We start from the raw sequence: 19,363 nt of genomic DNA, 5'->3' as shown, positions 1-19,363 counted from the left end.
TCTTTGAGCAGCTGTCGGTCGAGACGGTCGACGCCGCGATACTCAGCTTCAGTGGCTGTGCAACGCAGGTCGAACGAACATCGAATGTCGGCTTCTTGACCAGAGCCGCCGTATGACATGTCTCACGCCAACGGCGGCAATGTCCCAGACCCTGCCTTCCGGTGTCGACCAGAGTCGGCCGTTCCCAAGTGGGTGACCGAACGACCACTTTCGACCGAAGCCGCCGTTCGCGCCGCAGGAAGCTGTCGGGCGGCTTCCGCCCATTACCCGGTCATTCGCGTTACGCTTTCCGTTTTTCGACTTAAGATATTGGTTCACTTAAATAATATGGCCGGTTTAGGGGCCACCAACCCGGTAGCGTATTCAAACGGCTTCTATCGGTCGCGATCTGCCACGTACCAAGCCGCTTTTAAGACGCTGACGCCGTTCGGCAGCGTGAAGGCCTCTTCCAAGATTATGGGTGATGCCTTTGATCCACTGGGCTCGCGCCATAGCCCGGCTGCTTGGCGAGATCGTTCCAGCGGCCGAGAATTTCGGGTTCGTGGACACGCTCCGCCCAGTCGCCCGGCGCGACTTCGTCAAACAGGATCGATACCGCGTCATCGCCATAGCCGAGGATGTCAGTCACATCCCGGGCGATGGCGTCGGCAAGCCGGCACTTCTGATCGTCCGACTTGCCGGGCCATAGTTTGACGATGACGTGCGGCATCGCTCAGTCCTTCGCCAACGGCGCGAGATATTGCTCGTCGCTCACCTTTTCCATCCAGGTGACGGGGGTGCCGTCGACGGATTCCTGGATCGCGATGTGGGTCATGGCCTCATGCGCGGTCGCGCCGTGCCAGTGCTTGTGGTCCGCAGGGCACCAGAGCTGGTCGCCGGCATGGAATTCAAGCTTTGGTCCGCCCTCGACCTGCGTCCAGCCGACGCCTTCGGTGACGATGAGCGTCTGCCCGGCCGGGTGGGTGTGCCACGCGGTACGTGCGCCCGGCTCGAAATGGACCACGGCGCCGCCGACGCGCGACGGCTCGGGCCGCTGAAACTGGCCGGTGATCGTGACCTTGCCGGTGAAATACGCCTCGGGACCGGGGACGGTCTTGAGGTCTGCCTTGCGGGAGATATCCATCTTACGCTTTCCTTGTTGTGCATGCGCGACGCCGTTGGACGCCAGGAGAATTGCCGAAATCGTTAGAAATTTGATCATGTTTGCCCTTGGTGAACAGTGCGCAACGCCGCGCTGGCGCTCTGTTGTGTCGCCGGAATCACAAGAGCTGCGCGGTCGGGCGGAAGATGATCTCGTTCACGTCGACATCGTCGGGCTGGCTGATCGCAAACGCCGCCATCCTGGCGAAGCTGTCGGCAGAGATGCCGACCTGGCCGACATAATCGCTGTTGGCAGACCGGACACTGTCGTCTGAGATATGCTCGAGCAACTCGGTCTTCACGGCGCCGGGGCACAGGATCGTGGTACGGATATTATAGTCCTTCACTTCCTGACGGAAGCCTTCGCAGATGGCGCGGACCGCGAACTTGGTGCCGGAATAGACCGCCGATGCCGGGAATACGACATGGCCGGCGACGGAGGAGGTCGTGATCACCTGACCCGATTTTTGCGCCTTCATATGCGGCAGCGCGGCGGCGATCCCGTACAGCACCCCCTTTATGTTGACGTCGATCATGCGGTCCCATTCGTCCACCTTGAGGCTTTCCAGCGCGGACAGGGGCATGATCCCGGCATTGTTGATGAGGACGTCGATCCGGCCAAAGCGCTGGACCGCGGTATCGACGAGGTTGGCGACCGCTGCACGGTCGGTCACGTCGGTCTGCACCGCCAGGGCCTCGCCGCCCGCCGCGACGATCTCCGCGACAAGCGTATCGAGGCGATCGGTACGACGCGCGCCGAGTACCACGCGCGCGCCGCATGCCGCCAGATGCCGCGCCGCGGCCTCGCCAAGGCCACTCGAGGCCCCGGTGATCACGACGATCTTGCCGTTGATACGATCCGTCATGTCGATGTCTTCCATTTTTCTGGGTGTCCGGGGCGACGCGATCCGGCGATGCCGATGCGATCACTTGGTACCCAGAATATGGGTAGGGCGAAGGCGCCGGATTACCCGCGATGTCGTTGATGCCACGGTGAATGACGCTCATCGTTCGCAGGGATGAGACGCGACATCCCTCCGCCGACGTGTCGTTCAGCCGCCAAGCCCGACCGTCTGTCCACCATCCACGACCATGGCATGGCCAACCATGAACGCGGCAGCGTCGGAGCAAATGTAGAGCACGGCGGCGGCGATCTCCTCGGGCTTTCCCATCCGACCGATCGGTTCCTGCGCGATCATCTTGTTCTGGCCCTCCTCGGTCCCGCCCGACACCCGGTCCGTGATCATCGGCGTTTCGATGATGCCGGGGCAGATGACGTTCACGCGGACATTGTCGCGGATGTATTCGAGTGCTGCTGACTTGCTCATTCCGATCACCCCGTGCTTGACGGCGACGTAGCCGGCCTGCCCTGCGATCCCGACGACGCCCGCGCCCGACGAGGTGTTGACGATCGCGCCGCCGCCGCGCTTCTGCATCAGCGGGATCTGGTACTTCATGCAGAGGAACACGCCGCGCAGGTCGATCGCGGTCATGCGATCGAAATCGTCCTCGCTGAGGTCGGCGAGCGGGATCTGTTGCTGCTCGATACCGGCGTTGTTGAAGGCGATGTCGATCCCGCCAAATGCCTCGATGGTCTTGGCGAGTGCGGCTCGGACGTCCTCGCCCTTCGATACGTCGCACGTGATGCCGACAGCGCTGCCGCCCGACGCCTCGATCGCGTCGGCGACCTCGGCGACACCGACATCGTTCAGATCGACGACGGCAACGTGTGCGCCGGCTTTGGCGAAGGCGATGGCGGTTGCGCGCCCGATGCCGTTGGCGGCGCCGGTGACGAAGGCAACCTTGCCCGCGTAGCTCTGGGTCTGGTCGACCATGTCATTTCCTCGTGCTGGGGCGGCTTCATCGCCGCGGATACTGTCCAGAACGAAACCGACCGACGACCATTCCATGAACACCATTCACCGAGCCGGTGCAGCCGCTTCACTGGACCGACATGCTGCGGCGTCCTCATGGCCGCTTACGGCGCGCCGCATAGATGAGCGGCGCTCATCAGGGCATCAACGGTTGGCGGAATTGTCGATCGCCTGCAATTTCCCTAAATTGCACCTCTTCGCAGCCCACCGTTCGTCCCCGAACCGGCACGGCGCTAGCGCCCGGATCGGTGGTGATCCCTTACCTGCGGGCCCGGGCGCATTTGGCACAATCTGGAGAGCCATAATGGCAAGTTTCACCGCCCCGACCGCGGAGCCTGGTGCCGCGCGCATCGGCGATCAGCCGGCATGCTGGGGCGCGGTATATGCGATGGCGCTGTGCAGCTTCGTGCTCATCGCGTCCGAATTTATGCCGGTCAGCCTGCTCAGCCCCATCGCGCGCACGCTGAACCTCACCGAGGGCAAGGCCGGACAGGCAATCGCGATATCCGGGCTGTTCGCGGTCATCACCAGCCTGTCATTGTCCTCCGTGCTTGGGAAAACCGACCGTCGGATGGTGCTGCTCGTCCTGACGAGCCTGCTGGTGCTCTCTGGCGCTATCGTCGCGTTTGCACCGACCTACTTGGTCTTCATGGTTGGCCGCGCCCTGCTCGGTATCGCGATCGGCGGGTTCTGGTCGATGTCGGCGGCGATCGCCATGCGACTGGTCCCGAGCCACGCGGTCCCGAAAGCGCTCGCTGTCATCAGCGGGGGCAATGCGCTCGCCACGGTGCTCGCCGCGCCGCTGGGCAGCTTCGTCGGCAGCCTGATCGGGTGGCGCGGGGCGTTCTTCTGCGTGGTACCCGTCGCCGTCGCGGCCGTGATCTGGCAGGCGCTGACGCTGCCGCCGATTCCGGTCGCAGAACGGCAGAGCGCGCGCGGCATGTTCGCCCTGCTGCGCCGGCCGCCCGTGGTGTTTGGCCTGCTGACCGTCGCGATGCTGTTCGTCGGGCAGTTCGCGCTGTTCACGTATCTCCGCCCGTTCCTCGAGCAGGTGACGCAGGTCTCGCCGGCGATGCTGTCGGTGATGCTGCTCATTCTCGGCGTGTCCGGATTCATCGGCACGGTACTGATCGGCCGCGTGCTGAACGGAGGCCTGTTTCTCACGCTTGCGGTGCTGCCCGCGTTGATGGCGGCGACGGCGGCGGCGCTGACGGTGCTTGGAACGTCGGTCGTGGCGACCGGGATATTGCTCGCGGTCTGGGGTTTCGCAGGCACGTCCGCGCCGGTGGCGTGGTGGACATGGCTGGCGCGCACCGTGCCCGACGATGCCGAGGCTGGCGGCGGGCTGATGGTGGCGATCGTGCAGCTCGCCATCACGCTGGGTGCGACGATGGGCGGCATCGTCTTCGATGCCGCCGGTCCGCGCGCTGAATTCCTGGTCAGCGCCGGCCTTCTCGCAATTGCCGCGCTGGCCGCAGTCGCGATCGGCCGAGCCCATGGCCGTCCGGCTGGCCATGCCCAGGCGATGGCTGCATGAAACAGGCGCTGGCGATCCTGCGCTTCCTGCGCGACTGTGACGAGCGGGGAGAGCGGGCCGCGCTGGTGACGCTGACCGACGTCACCGGCAGCGCGGCCCGCTCTCCGGGCGAGCATATGGCGGTCGCCGAAAACGGACGGTCGCTGGGATCGTTCTCCGGCGGGTGCGTGAAAGCCGCCGTGATCGCGGAGGCGCAGGATGCCCTTGCCGAAGGGCGCGCGCGCCACGTGCGCTATGGCGACGGCTCGCGCTATATCGACATTCGGCTGCCCTGCGGCGGGGGCATCGACCTGCTGTTCACGCCAGCACCGGATCGTCGGCAGATCGATCGCGCCATCGTCGTTCTGGAACGGCGCGCGCCGGTCACGCTCCACCTCTCGCTCGACGGGACGACCGTTGCCGCGGGGTCTCGCGACGGCGATCGCACGCGGTGGCGCGATACGATTTTCAGCGTGCGTCATGATCCGGTGTTGAGGCTGGTGGTTATGGGACATGGCGCGGAGCCCGCCGCGATGCTCGACATCGCCTGTGCCTATGGCGCCGATGTGAGACTGTTGAGCCCCCAGGCCTCGCTCGTGGAGGACACGCGGCGGAAAGGGCTGTCCGCCGGTCTTCTCCGGTTCGTCGGTCGCGCGGACGGATTAGCCCTCGACGCCTGGACCGCCGTCGTCACGCTGTTCCACGATCACGACTGGGAGACTCCTCTCCTGCTCCAGGTCCTGGAGCAACGCCCGTTCTTTGTCGGTGCGATGGGCAGCATGAAAACGCATGTCGAACGCCAGCGGCGCCTTAAGGTGGCAGGGGGAACGCCGGATGAAATCGCGCCGGTTGTCGGCCCCGTCGGGCTGATCAAGGCGACACGCGATCCCCAGACGCTGGCGCTCTCGATCATGGCGCAGGTGGTCCAGGCTTATGAAGCGACAACGGCATTCGAAAAGCCTCGCCCGGAGCATTGGGCCATGAGCCGTCCTCATGGTCTCATTGAACATCATGCACGCTCCAAACGGGATAGCCGTGCGTTACAATCTTCGACAATCGTTGATGTAGATCAGACAGTTACCGCGGACGCGCGGTACGGCAGCAAGGAAGATGACGCCCATGCCCAGCATATCTGAAGTAGAGCTTTCGCGCCGTGGGCTCCTGGCGGGCAGCGCGGCGACAGCCGTGATTGCCGCATCGCCGGCCGGCGCTGTCGCAACGCCGCCGGCCCAGGCTGGCGCCACGCCGACCATGCCTGTGCGGTTCAAGGTCAACGGCGAAAAGCGCGAGCTGAGCCTCGATCCGCGCACGACCTTGCTCGACGCGCTGCGCGAACACCTGCACCTGACGGGGACCAAGAAGGGCTGCGATCACGGCCAGTGCGGCGCCTGCACCGTGATGGTCGACGGGATCCGCATCAATTCCTGCCTGAGCCTCGCGGTAATGCACGAAGGCGACGCGATCACGACGATCGAGGGCCTCGGTACGCCGGACAAGCTGCACCCGATGCAGGCGGCCTTCATCAAGCATGACGGCTATCAGTGCGGCTATTGCACGCCCGGCCAGATCTGCTCGGCCGTCGCGGTCCTCGACGAGATCAAGCGCGGTGTTCCCAGCCATGCGCAGGACGACCTGATGACCAAGCCGACCGCGACCAATATGGAGATGCGCGAGCGCATGAGCGGCAACATCTGCCGCTGCGGTGCCTATTCCAACATCGCCGAGGCCATGGCCGAAGTCGCGGGAGCAAAAGCATGAAAGCTTTCACCTATGAGCGCGCGAAGGATGCGAGCGCCGCAGCCCGCGCGGTCGCCGGCAACCCGGCCGCCAAGTTCATCGCCGGCGGGACCAACCTGCTCGACCTGATGAAGATCGAGGTCGAGACGCCGACGCATCTCGTCGACGTGCAGGACCTCGGTTTCGACAAGATCGAGGCCACGCGTGACGGTGGCCTGCGCATCGGCACTTTGGTCACGAACACCGACCTTGCCGCCGACGAGCGGGTTCGCCGCGACTATGGCGTGCTGACCCGCGCGATCGTCGCTGGCGCCTCGGGCCAGTTGCGCAACAAAGCATCGACCGGCGGCAATCTGCTCCAGCGCACGCGGTGCTCGTATTTCTACGACACCAACATGGCGTGCAACAAGCGCAAGCCGGGGTCCGGCTGCGCCGCGATCGGCGGCTATTCGCGCCAGTTGGGCGTCATCGGCGTCAGCGACAGCTGCATCGCGACGTTCCCCGGAGACATGGCGGTGGCGATGCGCGTGCTCGACGCGGTAATCGAGACGATCGATGGGACCGGTCAGCGCCGGTCGATCCCGATCGCCGATTTCCACCGTTTGTGGGGTGATACGCCCCAGCAGGATACCGTGCTGAAGCAGGGCGAACTGATCACCGCAGTAACGCTGCCGAAGCCGCTCGGCGGCAAGCATTTCTACGAGAAGGTGCGCGATCGTGCATCCTACGCCTATGCGCTGGTGTCGGTTGCCGCGGTCATCCAGCCGGACGGTACCGGGCGCGTTGCGTTTGGCGGCGTGGCCCCCCGTCCGTGGCGTGTCGAGGCAGCGGATGCGCTGCTTCCTCGCGGTGCCGCTGCTGTGACCGCACGCGCGTTCCAGGGCGCGACGCCGACCAAGGACAACGCCTTCAAGCTCCCGCTTGCCACCCGCGCGCTGGCCTCAGTCATCGCCGAAGCGAAGGCATAATCGCATGAAGTTCGAAACCCCCGCCACCGCCAACCCGATCGACCGGATGAAGGTCGTCGGGCGCGCGCACACCCGGATCGACGGCCCGCTCAAGGCGACCGGGCTCGCACCCTATGCCTATGAGCATCACCGTGAGGTCGAGAACGCCGCTATTGGTTATGCCGTTGGCGCCGCCGTCGCCAAGGGCCGCATCAACGCGATCGACACCGTCGCGGCGAAGGCTGCGCCCGGCGTGATCGCTATCGTCACCGCGGCCGACGTGGGCAAGCTCGGCAAGGGCAAGTTCAACACCGTCAAGCTGCTCGCCGGGCCGGACGTCGATCATTATCACCAGGCCGTCGCCATCGTCGTCGCCGAGACGTTCGAGCAGGCGCGCGCCGCGGCCGGGTTGGTCCGCGTCGATTATGCGCGCGACAAGGGCCGGTTCGATCTGGATGCCGCCTTGAAGACGGCCCCGCTGACGGGTGCGGAAAAGCCCGGCAAGGGCGAGGACCGGGTCGGCACTTTCGAAACCGCCTTCGCATCGGCCCCGGTCAAGCTCGACGCCGAATATTCGACGCCGGATCACAGCCATGCGATGATGGAGCCGTTCGCCTCGATCGCCGCGTGGAACGGCGATGCGCTCACGGTGTGGACGTCGAACCAGATGATCGACTGGGGTCGCACCGATCTCGCCACCACGCTGAACATGCCGAAGGAGAAGGTCACGCTTCTCTCGCCCTATGTCGGCGGTGGCTTTGGCGGGAAGCTGTTCCTGCGCAGTGATGCCGTCCTCGCGGCGCGCGGCGCTCGGCGCAAAGGCAGCGGGGCGACCGGTCAAGTTTACGATGGCCCGTCCGTTCATGGCCAACAACACGACGCATCGCCCGGCGACGCGCCAGCGCATCCGCATCGGCGCGGCCAAGGACGGTACGATCACCGCGATCGCGCATGAGAGCGGCTCAGGCGACCAGCCGAACGGCAGCCCGGAAGCCGCGGTGCTGCAGACCAACCTGCTCTATGCCGGCGCGAACCGCCTGACGTCGATGCGGCTCGCGGTGCTCGACCTGCCCGAAGGCAACGCGATGCGTGCGCCGGGTGAAGCGCCGGGGCTGATGGCGCTCGAGATCGCGATGGACGAGATGGCGGAAAAGCTTCGCATGGATCCGATCGCCTTCCGCGTGAAGAACGACACGCAGGTCGATCCGAAGGACCCCAAGCGCCGCTTCTCGCAGCGCGAGCTGGTGCGTTGCCTGACCGAGGGCGCACAGCAGTTCGGCTGGTCGCGCCGCAACGCGCAGCCCGGCCAGGTCCGCGACGGACGCTGGCTTGTCGGCATGGGCGTGGCATCCGCGTTCCGCAACCACATGAACATGACGTCGGGTGCCCGCGTCCGGCTCGGCAAGAACGGTATTGTCACCGTCGAGACCGACATGACCGACATCGGCACCGGCAGCTACACGATCATCGCGCAGACCGCGGCGGAGATGATGGGCGTTCCGATCGAAGCCGTCGTCGTGAAACTCGGCAACTCCGCCTTCCCGGTCTCGGCCGGGTCGGGTGGCCAGTTCGGCGCCGCCAACGCAACCTCGGGCGTCTATGCGGCGTGCGTCAAGCTGCGCGAGGCTGTCGCCCAGCGTCTCGGCTATAATGCCGCCGATGCGGTGTTCGACGGCGGCAAGGTCACGAGCGGCAATCGCTCCGCCGATCTTGGCCAGGCGGCGTCCGCGGGCGAATTGGTTGCCGAAGACAAGATCGAATTTGGCGACCTCGACAAGAGCTGGCAGCTGTCCACCTTCGGCGCGCACTTCGTCGAGGTCGGCGTCGATCGCTATACGGGCGCGACCCGGCTGCGGCGTATGTTGGCGGTCTGCGCATCAGGGCGGATCATCAATCCGACATCGGCGCGCAGCCAGGTGATCGGTGCGATGACGATGGGCGTCGGCAGCGCGTTGATGGAGGAACTGGCGGTCGACAAGCGCTTCGGCTTCTTCGTCAATCACGATCTGGCGAGCTACGAGGTGCCGGTCCACGCCGACATTCCGCATCAGGACGTGATCTTCCTCGACGAAACCGACGACAAGGCCAACCCGATGAAGGCCAAGGGCATTGGCGAGCTCGGCCTGTGCGGCGTCGGTGCGGCAGTCGCGAACGCCATGTACAACGCGACGGGCGTTCGCCTTCGCGATTATCCGCTGACCCTCGACAAGCATTTCGACCGGTTGCCGAAGGTGGCGTGAGCCACGTCAGACTGGTCGACTGCGATCTGGGGCGAATGGGAGACAAGATGATGATACCCGAAAAGACCGCCCTGTTGCTGATCGAGTACCTGAACGACTTCGTCAGCGAGGGCGGTGCCCAGCATGACGCGGTGAAGGCCGTGATGGCCGACACCGACATGCTGGCGCACAGCCGCGCCGTCGTCGAACAGGCGCGCGCGCAGGGCGTGACCGTGATGCACGCGCCGATCAGCTTCGCGGAGGGCTATCCCGAGATCCCGACCGATGCCTATGGTATTTTGGCCGGCATTAAGCAGGCGCAGGCGTTCCGCAAGGACAGCTGGGGCGTGGCGATCGCCGATGCGATGGCACCGGTCGACGGCGATATCGTGATCGAGGGCAAGCGCGGCCTCGACTGTTTCGCGAGCACCAACATCGACTTCATTCTCCGCCAGCGCGGCATCACCGATCTGGCGATCGCCGGTTTCCTGACCAACTGCTGCGTCGAATCGACGATGCGCTCCGCGTACGAGCGCGGCTTCCGCGTCGTCACGCTGACCGACTGCACCGCGACGTTAAGTCCCGAAGAGCAGGACGCAGCGGTTTTAAAGAATTTCCCGATGTTCTCGCGGCCGATGACGCACGAGGCCTTCCTCGCCGATCTGGAGACATCCGCATGAAGTTCGACACGCCAGCAGGCAGGACGCCGATCGACCGCATGACCGTGGTCGGCCGCGCACACACGCGTGTCGAAGGCCCCCTGAAGACGACCGGCACGGCGCGTTACGCGGCCGAGCATCACGACTTCGCGCCCGATGCCGCCTATGGCTACATCCTGGGTGCCGCGATCGGCAAGGGACGCATCGACCGTATCGATACCGCGGCCGCACATGCCGCGCCCGGGGTCCGGGCGGTCGTCACGCACGAGAATTCGGGCCCGATCGGCAAAGGCGAGTTCTATACCCAACGCATTCTGGCCGGCCCGATGGTCGATCATTATCACCAGGCGGTCGCAGTCGTCGTCGCCGATACCTTCGAACAGGCCCGCGCGGCGGCGTCGCTGATCCGCGTCTCCTATGCGCGCGGCAAGGGGCGCTTCGATCTGGCTGCACAAAAACCATCGGCTCCGATCGCGCCGGAAGAACCGTTCGGTGGCTCGACGAACGCGTCGGTCGGCAACTTCGCAAGCGCTTTTGCCAGCGCGCCGGTAAAGGTCGATGAAACCTATACGGTCCCCGACCAGGCACATGCGATGATGGAGCCTCATGCGACTATCGCGCGGTGGGATGGCGATACACTGATCTGCTGGACATCGATCCAGTCGATGAGCTGGGGGTGTCGCGACCTGGGGCTCATCATCGGCACGCCGAAAGAGAATATCCGCCTGCACTCGCCCTTCATCGGCGGCGGCTTTGGCGGCAAGGGCACGACGCAGAGCGATCTGGCGCTGGCGGCGATCGCCGCCCGCGTATCGGGTCGCCCGGTCAAGGTCGTGCTGCAGCGTCCGTTGATGTTCAACAACACCATTCACCGGCCCAAGACGATCCAGCGCGTTCGACTGGGCGCCAGCAAGGACGGCCGTCTCGTTGCCATCGGTCACGATAGCTGGTCGGGCAACCTGGCGGGCGGCCGCACCGAGCCGACAACCCTGCCGACGCAGTTGATGTATGCCGGCGAGAATCGCCTGTTGCGGCGCTATCTCACCCCCCTCGATCTCGCCGAGGGCAATGCCATGCGCGCGCCGGGCGAAGCGCCGGGGATGATGGCGCTAGAAGTCGCGATGGACGAGCTTGCCGAAAAGCTCGGCATGGATCCGGTCGCGCTGCGGATCGCCAACGACACGCAGGTCGACCCGTCAAAGCCCGAGCGCAAATTCTCGACCCGACCGTTCGTTCAGTGCCTGAAAGAGGGCGCTGACCGGTTCGGCTGGAATGCGCGGGTCGCCAAACCCGGCGGCCGGCGTGAAGGCAAGTGGCTGATCGGCATGGGCGTCGCCAGCGCGATCCGCGGTGCGCCGATCATGAAGGCCGGCGCCCGCGTACGGCTGGGCAAGGACGGACACGTCACGGTCGAGACCGACATGACCGACATCGGCCAGGGCAGTTACACGATCGTGGCGCAGACCGCTGCCGAGATGATGGGCGTTCCGCTCGACCGCGTGACCGCCAAGCTCGGTGACTCCACGTTCCCAGTAACACCCGGATCGGGCGGCCAGGCGGGCGCCGCGTCGGCCACGGCTGGCGTCTACGCCGCCTGCGCCAAGCTGCGCGAATTGGTGGCACAGCGGATGGGCTTCAACACGACCGACGTGACGTTCGCGGACGGGCGCGTCAGCTCTGCGGGCCGGTCGGTGGCGCTCGCCGACGCCGCCAAGGACGGCGAGATCGTCGCCGAGGATGTCATGGAATTCGGCAATCTGAGCAAGGAGTATGCTCAGCAGACCGTCGGCGCGCATTTCGCCGAGGTTGCGGTGGACGGCTATACCGGCGCGGTCCGCGTGCGCCGGATGCTGGCGGTCTGCGCCGCGGGACGCATCCTCAATCCGCTCACGGCGCGCAGCCAGGTGATCGGCGGGATGACGATGGGGATCGGCGCCGCGCTGATGGAGGAGATGGCCGTCGACACCCGCTTCGGCTTCTTCGTCAATCACGACCTTGCCGGCTACGAGGTGCCGGTCCACGCCGACGTCCCGCATCTCGAGGCGCATTTCATCGACGAGGTTGACGCTACGATGTCGCCGATCAAGGCCAAGGGGGTCGGCGAACTGGGCCTGGTCGGCGTAGCGCCGGCGATCGCCAACGCGGTGTACAACGCGACCGGTGTTCGGGTGCGCGAATATCCGGTGACGCTCGACAAGCACTTCGCGGGCCTGCCGGAAATCGCGTGACGCCATAGACCTGCAGACGCGGCTAAAACATGCACGCAGCCGCCCATCGCGTCAGTGTTCGGTACGCGCACCCGGCGTAAAACCATTGGCTGACGCGGCGTAGGCAATCGCAAAGGCGACGCCGAGTAGGGCCAGCATCGCCGGGAAAAACGCCGAGACCCCCGCACTGCGATAGATCAGCGCGCCGACCGCGCCGCCGCACGCGATGCTCACATTCCAGACCGTCGTCAGCATCGCACCGACGATATCGACGCCTTTGCCCGCCGCGTCGGAGGCCGCCGTCTGGATCGAGGTCGCAGCGCCGCCGAACGTCAGCCCCCAAAGGACGACGCCGACAATCAGGACTCCATCGCTGTGCGGGAGAAAGCCGAGCACCGCGGTCGCACCGGCGAACACCGCAAGACTGGCGAGGACGTGGAGGCGCAGATGGCGGTCGACGGCGGCACCCGCGATCCAGATCCCGGCAAGCGCTGCGCATCCGAACACCAGCAGCAACAGGCTCACCCGGTCACCATCGCCCGCCCACTCCGCATACGGCGCGACATAAGTGTAGAGGATGTAATGCGCCGTCACCCACGCGAACGCGGTGACGAGGATCGGCGCGACGCCCGGCATCCGCAGCACGGCCAGGTTCGACAGCTTGTGCTCGGGCGGCTGTCCGGCGCTGTCCGGCATTTTCCACGCCACCGCCCCGGCGAGGCAAAGCGCTAGCCCCGCGAGCACCAGGAACGCGGTTCGCCACCCGATCGCCCCGCCCGCGAACGTGCCCGACGGCACGCCCACCGACAGCGCCAGCGGCGTGCCGATCATCGCCAGCGCGAGCGCCCGGCCCTTGAGCCGATCCACCACCAGCCGGCGCGCATAGCCTCCGAGAATGCCCCAGCCGAGCCCGGCCGCAACGCCCGCCGCAAACCGCGCGACAAGCGTGATCGCATAGTTGTGCGATAGCGCGGTCACGACATCGAACACCAGCAGGCCGATGATCGCCGCGAGCAGAAGTGGCTTGCGCGCATAGCTCTGCGTGAAACTGACCAGCGGGATCGCCGCCATCACCGATCCGACGGCATAGACCGTGACCATCTGGCCCGCGAGCGCACGCGATATGTCGAGGTCATCGGCGACCTGCGGCAGGAGACCGGCCGGCAGCGTCTCGGTCACGATCGCGGTGAACCCGGTCAGCGCGAGCAGGATGAGCGCGCCGATCGGCAGCGTGTCGCGCTCGGCGCGCGCCTGTGGTTCGATATCCAAGACCATACCTTATTGGGACCGCCGGACGATCGATGTGCCCGATCGATGGGAAAGGACTGTCCTACGATCCGCCCGCGCGATCGTGGCATGGCCGCTGCTCAACGCCCTGATGAGCAGGCGTCATGACGGCCGTTACGTGGCGTGGACACTGTCGCATGCTGAACGCTGCTCATCATAACATCAACGCAAGGTCGTGTTGTTCGGGCGGGGGGGCGCCATTAGATCACGATCGACACACATGCCGGCCGACGATCGCCGCGCTTGAAGCCGCCATTGCCGATGCGCAAGCGAGCAAATCGCGACGCTTCGGCTTCGGATCGGGCCTGGCGGTGCTCCGGCGGTAGCGCGCCACGAGGACGTAAGGGGGGGAAGGTGACCATGCGCACTATCGAGGCAAGACGCCCCCTTCTCTGTCTGTTGGCTCTGCTGACGGCCTGCGGCCAACCCGCAGCGACCGCGAAGGCAACCAACGCCGTGATATCCAATGAAAACAGCGTCCGAGAGACACGAGCAATGACGACCATCGAAATTGGTGCCGGGACCCAGCTATGGACCGCGCAGATCGCAGACACCCCGTCGTCACGCGATTTTCTCGCGCAGTTGCCGCTCGACCTGACGCTGACCGATTATGCAGCGACGGAAAAGGTCGCCACCTTGCCCCGACCGCTGACCCTCGACGGCGCACCGGCCTCGGTCACGCCCCGCGCCGGAGAGATCGGCTATTACGCGCCTTGGCGGAACATCGCGCTCTACCACAAGGATGGCCCGCACTCTCCTGGCCTCGTGATCCTCGGTCGGATCGACGGGACTTACGCCGATCTCTCGAGACCCGGTGCCGTGAAGGTCACGATCCGACGGCGCGTTGCTCCTCCGACGAAACGCTGATCCTCCAAGCGAGGACGTCCCTGTCGATCCCGCAGCCGCCGGTCGATCGCTTGCGAGGCGAAACCATAGAGCGCAGGATACACCATGCCGACCAGCCGATCCGACCTCGCCGACCTGACCTATTTCCTGGCAATCTCCCGGCATCGTAGTTTCCGGCTGGCCGGGCTCGAACTCGGCGTCAGCGCATCGGCGCTCAGTCATGCCTTGAAGGGGCTCGAGGCACGGCTCGGCGTCCGCCTCCTCCACCGCACGAACCGGAGCGTCACGTTGACGGCCGCCGGCGAGGAACTGCGTGACAAGGTGGCTGAGCCGTTCGGCACGATCGATCAAGCTGTCGAGGGCCTCAACCGCTATCGCGACGCGCCGACCGGACGGGTTCGTCTCAACGTGGCGGCTGAAGCGGCGCCCTTGTTGCTGGCGCCGATCATGCCGGTTTTCATGGAGCGATATCCCGATATCGAGATCGATATCACCGCGCGGGACCAAATGACGGACGTCATCGAAGACGGCTTCGACGCCGGGATCCGTTACGGCGGAACGGTGCCCGAAGACATGGTGGCACAGCGCCTGTCGGGTGAGCTTCGCTGGGTGGTCGTCGCGTCGCCGGCCTATCTCGAAAAGTTCGGCGTTCCGCAGCACCCTTCGGACCTGGAGCATCACCACTGTCTCGGCGTCCGGCTCGGCAATGCGCATATCTACCGTTGGGAGTTCGAGGGTCCCGAGGGTGAATTCTCGGTCCCGGTGGCGAGCAAGATCCTCGTGAACGGGGGGCGAGCGATGCTGGCCATGGCGCTCGGCGGTACCGGACTGATGTACGGCATGGAGCCAACCTTCGCCCCCTATATCGCGCGCGGGGAGCTGCGGCCGGTACTCGATGACTGGGCGACGACAGGCCCGGCCTACCATGTCTATTATTCCAGCCGTCATCAGGTGCCGACCGGCCTGAAGCTGTTGATCGACCTCATTCGCGAACTTCGTCCGCTAGGTCTTTAGCGGTGCGGAGCAAACGGGACCTGAACGAAATGAGGCGCATATCTGCCACTGTGGCTTCACCGACCAACATGCGCTGCGCTTTTACCTATACCCCCTGAAGGCGGACGGGCAGCTATCCACCCATCTGGCGTATAGGAGGTAGGACGAGAGATCGGCTTGCGAACGGCCGAATCTGGCGATAGCCGCCGGTCAGCCTACTGCGCCTAAACGACGGCTTTGTCCCACTTTTCGCCGTTCCGCTTCCTCAACACGTCGCTTACGGCGAGCGGATCAGTCTACATGAATGAACGGCCGAAGCTGGGAAGCGAGCAGGGCGGCCTGAACGTCCAATTTTGGGTCTGGCCGGAAGCCGGAAGGCAGGGTGCCTTCGCCCAATTTCCGACATTGAGTGTCCGTGAGACATATGGGTTATGATCCAAGGATATCACGATCGACTTGCAATGCGGGCGGACGCGGCCTCTCGGCCTGACGCTGTTGGCTTCCTCCTTGGGGGCATTTGGCATGATGCAGCCATCTGGACGATACCTGCCATCGTAGCAGTGCTGATTTGCGCGATCATCGGTCTTCACGGGCCGTCGAGCTTGTGGGTTTCCCTCCCGGCAGTTGGCATCACGATTTTGGGTAGCTGCGTCTACGTCCCGATGGTTTATGTTGCCGCGATGAAGCGGCATCGGGACGTCCGCTAACCTTCCCAACCCCAACATTCCCGAAATTCTACTCCTCGCGGGATTGTTACCGCCGTCTAAACTCCAGGGGATCGGCATCGGCAGGCATGCTTATGTTGCGCCTCACGCTCGTCGGTGACATCGTCAGACCGATGGAACCCTCAAAAACAGCTTCGCGCGTTGGGGTTTCAGTTGGCTTGGCTGTCCTGATTGTCGGTGTAGGAAGCGTTGCCTTCGGTCCGCGTGGGCTTACGATAGGCGTGATAGCAACGTTTCTCATGCTGGCTTGGCGGCACGACAACAGCGCCGGGTTGCTCTTCCCAATCGCGATGCTCATCGTCATCACGATCGCCGTCTTGCTGTTGCTGATGTACTTGATGGCTAGAATGCACTCGTAGCCGGATGAACGCCGCGGTTTTCTCCAGATCCGGCAGTTCCCGATATTCGAACCTTTTGAGGAGGCCGCAGCGTCCGGCAGCGTCCACTAACGCCATCTGTCTTTCCAATAGCGGCCAGTCCGTTTTCCTTCCCAACCCGGCCATTCCCAAGGCGCACAGGAAGCGGGGACGATCGCTTACGCATACGCGCCTCACACGTGCTGCATCTTCATCCGAAGCTTGGCCGTAGCTCGAGGATTGGAGAACGTTTCACATTTAGGAACGACATGATGCATGCTGATCGACAGTTTGAATTCACAGTCGATGACGGGGGGCTTCCGGGGGTATTTCTGCCGAAGGTGTTGGTAGTCCGAGGTGTACTATCGGCATCAGCCCACGAGCGCTTGCTGCACGATGGCCGTGATCTCGATGATGACGGCCGCCAAGAGCTTTTGAATCGGGCTGTTCGTCGAAGATTTACAATAAACGGCGCCGAAATCGGTTTGATTGACGTTAGGGCGTCAGACATCACGGCTGTGCGAGAGGCTACTGACGAGGGCCATGCCCCATGGCAAACGGCAGACGGTAAGCCGCACGCATCGTGACGGGGCGGCAAGACTCTATCTCGACCGCCATCGTGGTCGATTGATTCGCACATTGCTTCCCATACCGGACTTTCGCGGACGCGACGCCTGTGGTGCGAGAACGCAGCTTTAAAGCGATCGTGCAGGTGCATCCCCACGACCGGCACCAGTAAACGGCTGGTACAACAGGCGCAGGTCGCTCACATCCGGACGCTTGCGCCCGTAATCCGGGCCGCGAAAATGATCAGTGGTTCAGGCGGCGTGTTTCTTCGCGAATTCTGCGAAATAAGCATACACGATTGGATCTGTTATCGGCGCGATAAGTTCGGCTACGTCATTGGCGACGGTGCCTTCGGCACGCGGCATGCCAGCCGGTTGATAGCCCATCGCCCATTCGGAAAAGCTGCGCTTGGCAATCTCCCGATCGCTCAATATCACAGCGGCAAAGTGCCGACCATCGGCCTTGATACGGTCATAGGTCTTCATGACGGCTTCTGCAGGACCTTCGAGAGCCTGTAGGAATCGGCGTCCTCCAACGATCAAAAGGCCTGTGACCTCCACCGCCTGATTGTTCCGGCGCGACACTCGCAGGATCTCATCCAGCTCCTGTTCTGACAGCACGCTACGCGCGGTGCTGATGTAAATTAATCTTATCACAAGTCGCCTCCGTATGGGCGACCCTACCGACTGAATCGTAAACGTTCTCTCAATCGGAGCATAAGTATCCTCGCGATGCACGAGCCTCATAGCGTCCCAATCACCAATCGCTTCTGTAGAAAGGCAGTGGTGCAACTATGTCGACCTTGCCACTTGCCTTCCCGAAAGCCGCCAGTCCGTTTTCCTCCCCATACCGACCATTCCGCTTACGCCCATTTCCGGTCGTTGGGGATGGCGATCCGGGCTCCCAAGACTGGCCATTCGTTAAGCGCGATCTTTCCCGTTTCTCCGTCTCCGAAAGGCCATCTCGGGAAAGAGCAATCGGGAACAGATTTTGGGAAACGGGGTGCCTTGGACGGCTCTGGCCGTGATCGCTCCGGCGACTGTCTCGCTATGCGTTCCCAATCGAGAAGGCTGGACATGCACTGGATTGAAGATGCCCGCAGCTTGCCAGGCAGCTCGCCAGATCGATCGACAGCGATGCAAATGCCGCTGGGGAGCATCGGTCACTGACGTCAATAATGACCGCCAAGAAGCATGCGGTCAGCAGTGCCTCGATCGGCGGTGGCCAACCAAACGATGCTCATGGCGTAATATAACTACGATAAGAGCAAGAATATGTTATTCTAGTGCTACAAACATTGATCTAGTTAGTTGGCTAAAATATTAAAGTCGCCAGATTAGAGCACCTTACAGTACCGGCAAAATATAAAAACAATTAGATTGCCGAATTAGGTTATAATAGGTTTGCCTATCGTAAATTATAACCCATTAGATATAAATCTAGAGTGCACGCGATCTCGCCTTGCATTTGGTGAGATCAATCATGAACGTAACCAACATCAGTCCGCTCGTTTGTATGGCCGACAGACTTGCACTCCACGCGCCTATCTCAGTGGAGGATCGTGTCAGCCTGCTCGAACTACCGTACGCGTCACGCATTTTCGAGGCCGGTAGTTATTTGCTTCGCGACGGCGATACGCCGGACCGATGCGGCACGTTAGTTTCGGGTCTCGCCTACCGCCACAAAATCAGCGTGGAAGGCCTGCGCCAGATCGTCTCAATCCATATCCCCGGCGAGGTCTACGATCTGCAACAGCTGCACCTCGCCACTGCGGACAACAATGTGCAGGCCCTGACACGGTGTGAGGTCGTGACGATATCCCACAAGGCACTGCGCCGGCTTGCGGCAGAACACCCTTCGATAGCGCACGCGCTCATTGTGACAACGATCGTCGAGTTATCGATCGCGCGGGAATGGATGCTTGGGATCGGACGTCGCGACGCGCGCACGCGCATTGCTCATCTGCTTTGCGAGTTCGCCTTCAGGCTCGACAAGCACGGCCTGCCGCCTGGTCAGGCATACGAACTGCCGATGACGCAGGAGCAACTGGCGGATGCCCTTGGTTTGACGGCTGTCCACGTCAACAGGATCCTGAAAGGTCTCGTTAGCGATGGCCTGATTGTGCACAGCAAGCGCGGCGTGACCATTCCGGATTGGGAAGTGTTGGTAGCGGAAGCAGGCTTCAACAGCCGATATCTGCACATGAACCCACCTGATGCGGTAGTACGGCCACCTGACCATGCGTAGGAGATTGAGGTTTTCCTGTCGCCGACAGCGTTTGGCAAACGTG

General features: G+C 63.7%; 16 protein-coding genes and 1 pseudogene. 10 read left to right on the top strand and 7 right to left on the bottom strand.

Going from position 1 to position 19,363, the window contains the following annotated elements:
* Positions 1-454: 454 nt before the first annotated feature.
* The 4 genes from EQZ23_RS05390 to EQZ23_RS05375 all read right to left on the bottom strand — a co-directional run bounded on the left by EQZ23_RS05390 (position 455) and on the right by EQZ23_RS05375 (position 2,975).
* Positions 455-709 (bottom strand): tautomerase family protein, encoded by a 255-nt coding sequence (locus EQZ23_RS05390; RefSeq protein ID WP_128453348.1) that lies wholly within the window; start codon positions 707-709, stop codon positions 455-457.
* Between the two features lie 3 nt (positions 710-712).
* Entirely contained in the window at positions 713-1,123 is a 411-nt protein-coding gene (locus tag EQZ23_RS05385) for a cupin domain-containing protein (RefSeq protein WP_128453347.1), read from the bottom strand.
* Between the two features lie 136 nt (positions 1,124-1,259).
* Complete coding sequence (locus tag EQZ23_RS05380; protein ID WP_128453346.1) at positions 1,260-2,006, bottom strand: SDR family oxidoreductase; 747 nt, start codon at positions 2,004-2,006, stop codon at positions 1,260-1,262.
* Positions 2,007-2,192: 186 nt separating this feature from the next.
* Positions 2,193-2,975, bottom strand: a complete 783-nt coding sequence (locus tag EQZ23_RS05375) for a glucose 1-dehydrogenase (protein WP_128453345.1) — start codon at positions 2,973-2,975, stop codon at positions 2,193-2,195.
* A gap of 343 nt (positions 2,976-3,318) precedes the next feature.
* Here EQZ23_RS05375 and EQZ23_RS05370 point away from each other — a divergent pair, with 343 nt between their 5' ends.
* The 7 genes and pseudogenes from EQZ23_RS05370 (at position 3,319) to paoC (EQZ23_RS05340) (ending at position 12,320) form a co-directional block, all read left to right on the top strand.
* Positions 3,319-4,551 (top strand): MFS transporter, encoded by a 1,233-nt coding sequence (locus tag EQZ23_RS05370; protein WP_128453344.1) that lies wholly within the window; start codon positions 3,319-3,321, stop codon positions 4,549-4,551.
* Positions 4,548-5,666 carry an XdhC family protein gene (locus tag EQZ23_RS05365; protein ID WP_128453343.1) on the top strand — a complete coding sequence of 373 codons (1,119 nt, stop codon included), beginning with the start codon at positions 4,548-4,550 and terminating at the stop codon, positions 5,664-5,666. The genes EQZ23_RS05370 and EQZ23_RS05365 overlap by 4 nt, the downstream gene beginning before the upstream one ends.
* A complete protein-coding gene (gene paoA, locus EQZ23_RS05360; RefSeq protein ID WP_128453342.1) occupies positions 5,650-6,288 on the top strand; it encodes an aldehyde dehydrogenase iron-sulfur subunit PaoA in 639 nt (212 codons plus the stop codon). The genes EQZ23_RS05365 and paoA overlap by 17 nt, the downstream gene beginning before the upstream one ends.
* Positions 6,285-7,235: a xanthine dehydrogenase family protein subunit M gene (locus EQZ23_RS05355; RefSeq protein WP_128453341.1), complete on the top strand. Its 951-nt coding sequence runs from the start codon at positions 6,285-6,287 to the stop codon at positions 7,233-7,235. The genes paoA and EQZ23_RS05355 overlap by 4 nt, the downstream gene beginning before the upstream one ends.
* 4 nt (positions 7,236-7,239) lie before the next feature.
* Positions 7,240-9,454: pseudogene (gene paoC / locus EQZ23_RS05350) on the top strand (aldehyde oxidoreductase molybdenum-binding subunit PaoC).
* Between the two features lie 50 nt (positions 9,455-9,504).
* Entirely contained in the window at positions 9,505-10,113 is a 609-nt protein-coding gene (locus EQZ23_RS05345) for a cysteine hydrolase (RefSeq protein ID WP_128453619.1), read from the top strand.
* On the top strand, positions 10,110-12,320 hold the full coding sequence (paoC, locus tag EQZ23_RS05340) for an aldehyde oxidoreductase molybdenum-binding subunit PaoC (protein ID WP_128453340.1): 2,211 nt from the start codon (positions 10,110-10,112) through the stop codon (positions 12,318-12,320). Before EQZ23_RS05345 ends, paoC (EQZ23_RS05340) begins: the two co-directional genes overlap by 4 nt.
* A gap of 51 nt (positions 12,321-12,371) precedes the next feature.
* Here the strand turns inward: paoC (EQZ23_RS05340) and EQZ23_RS05335 are convergent, their stop codons facing one another.
* Positions 12,372-13,568, bottom strand: coding sequence for an MFS transporter (locus EQZ23_RS05335; protein WP_240663272.1), 1,197 nt, complete (start codon positions 13,566-13,568; stop codon positions 12,372-12,374).
* 513 nt (positions 13,569-14,081) lie between these two features.
* Between EQZ23_RS05335 and EQZ23_RS05330 the strand changes: the two genes are divergently transcribed.
* Complete coding sequence (locus tag EQZ23_RS05330; protein ID WP_128453338.1) at positions 14,082-14,453, top strand: cyclophilin-like fold protein; 372 nt, start codon at positions 14,082-14,084, stop codon at positions 14,451-14,453.
* 84 nt (positions 14,454-14,537) lie between these two features.
* The gene (locus EQZ23_RS05325) at positions 14,538-15,446 is read left to right on the top strand and encodes a LysR family transcriptional regulator (protein ID WP_128453337.1); all 909 of its coding nucleotides are present in this window, start codon (positions 14,538-14,540) and stop codon (positions 15,444-15,446) included.
* Between the two features lie 853 nt (positions 15,447-16,299).
* On the opposite strand, the gene EQZ23_RS05320 is transcribed toward EQZ23_RS05325, so the two are convergent.
* Both EQZ23_RS05320 and EQZ23_RS05315 read right to left on the bottom strand, forming a co-directional pair.
* The gene (locus EQZ23_RS05320; protein WP_128453336.1) at positions 16,300-16,605 is read right to left on the bottom strand and encodes a hypothetical protein; all 306 of its coding nucleotides are present in this window, start codon (positions 16,603-16,605) and stop codon (positions 16,300-16,302) included.
* A gap of 719 nt (positions 16,606-17,324) precedes the next feature.
* Positions 17,325-17,729, bottom strand: a complete 405-nt coding sequence (locus tag EQZ23_RS05315) for a BLUF domain-containing protein (RefSeq protein ID WP_128453335.1) — start codon at positions 17,727-17,729, stop codon at positions 17,325-17,327.
* 826 nt (positions 17,730-18,555) lie between these two features.
* Between EQZ23_RS05315 and EQZ23_RS05310 the strand changes: the two genes are divergently transcribed.
* Entirely contained in the window at positions 18,556-19,320 is a 765-nt protein-coding gene (locus EQZ23_RS05310) for a Crp/Fnr family transcriptional regulator (protein ID WP_128453334.1), read from the top strand.
* Positions 19,321-19,363 lie beyond the last annotated feature (43 nt).

The sequence above is a fragment of the Sphingomonas sp. UV9 genome (assembly GCF_004101245.1).
In the GTDB taxonomy this organism is placed as follows: domain Bacteria; phylum Pseudomonadota; class Alphaproteobacteria; order Sphingomonadales; family Sphingomonadaceae; genus Sphingomonas.
The sequence above is the reverse complement of the archived record's forward strand: the minus strand, read 5'-3'. Positions and strand labels throughout refer to the sequence as shown.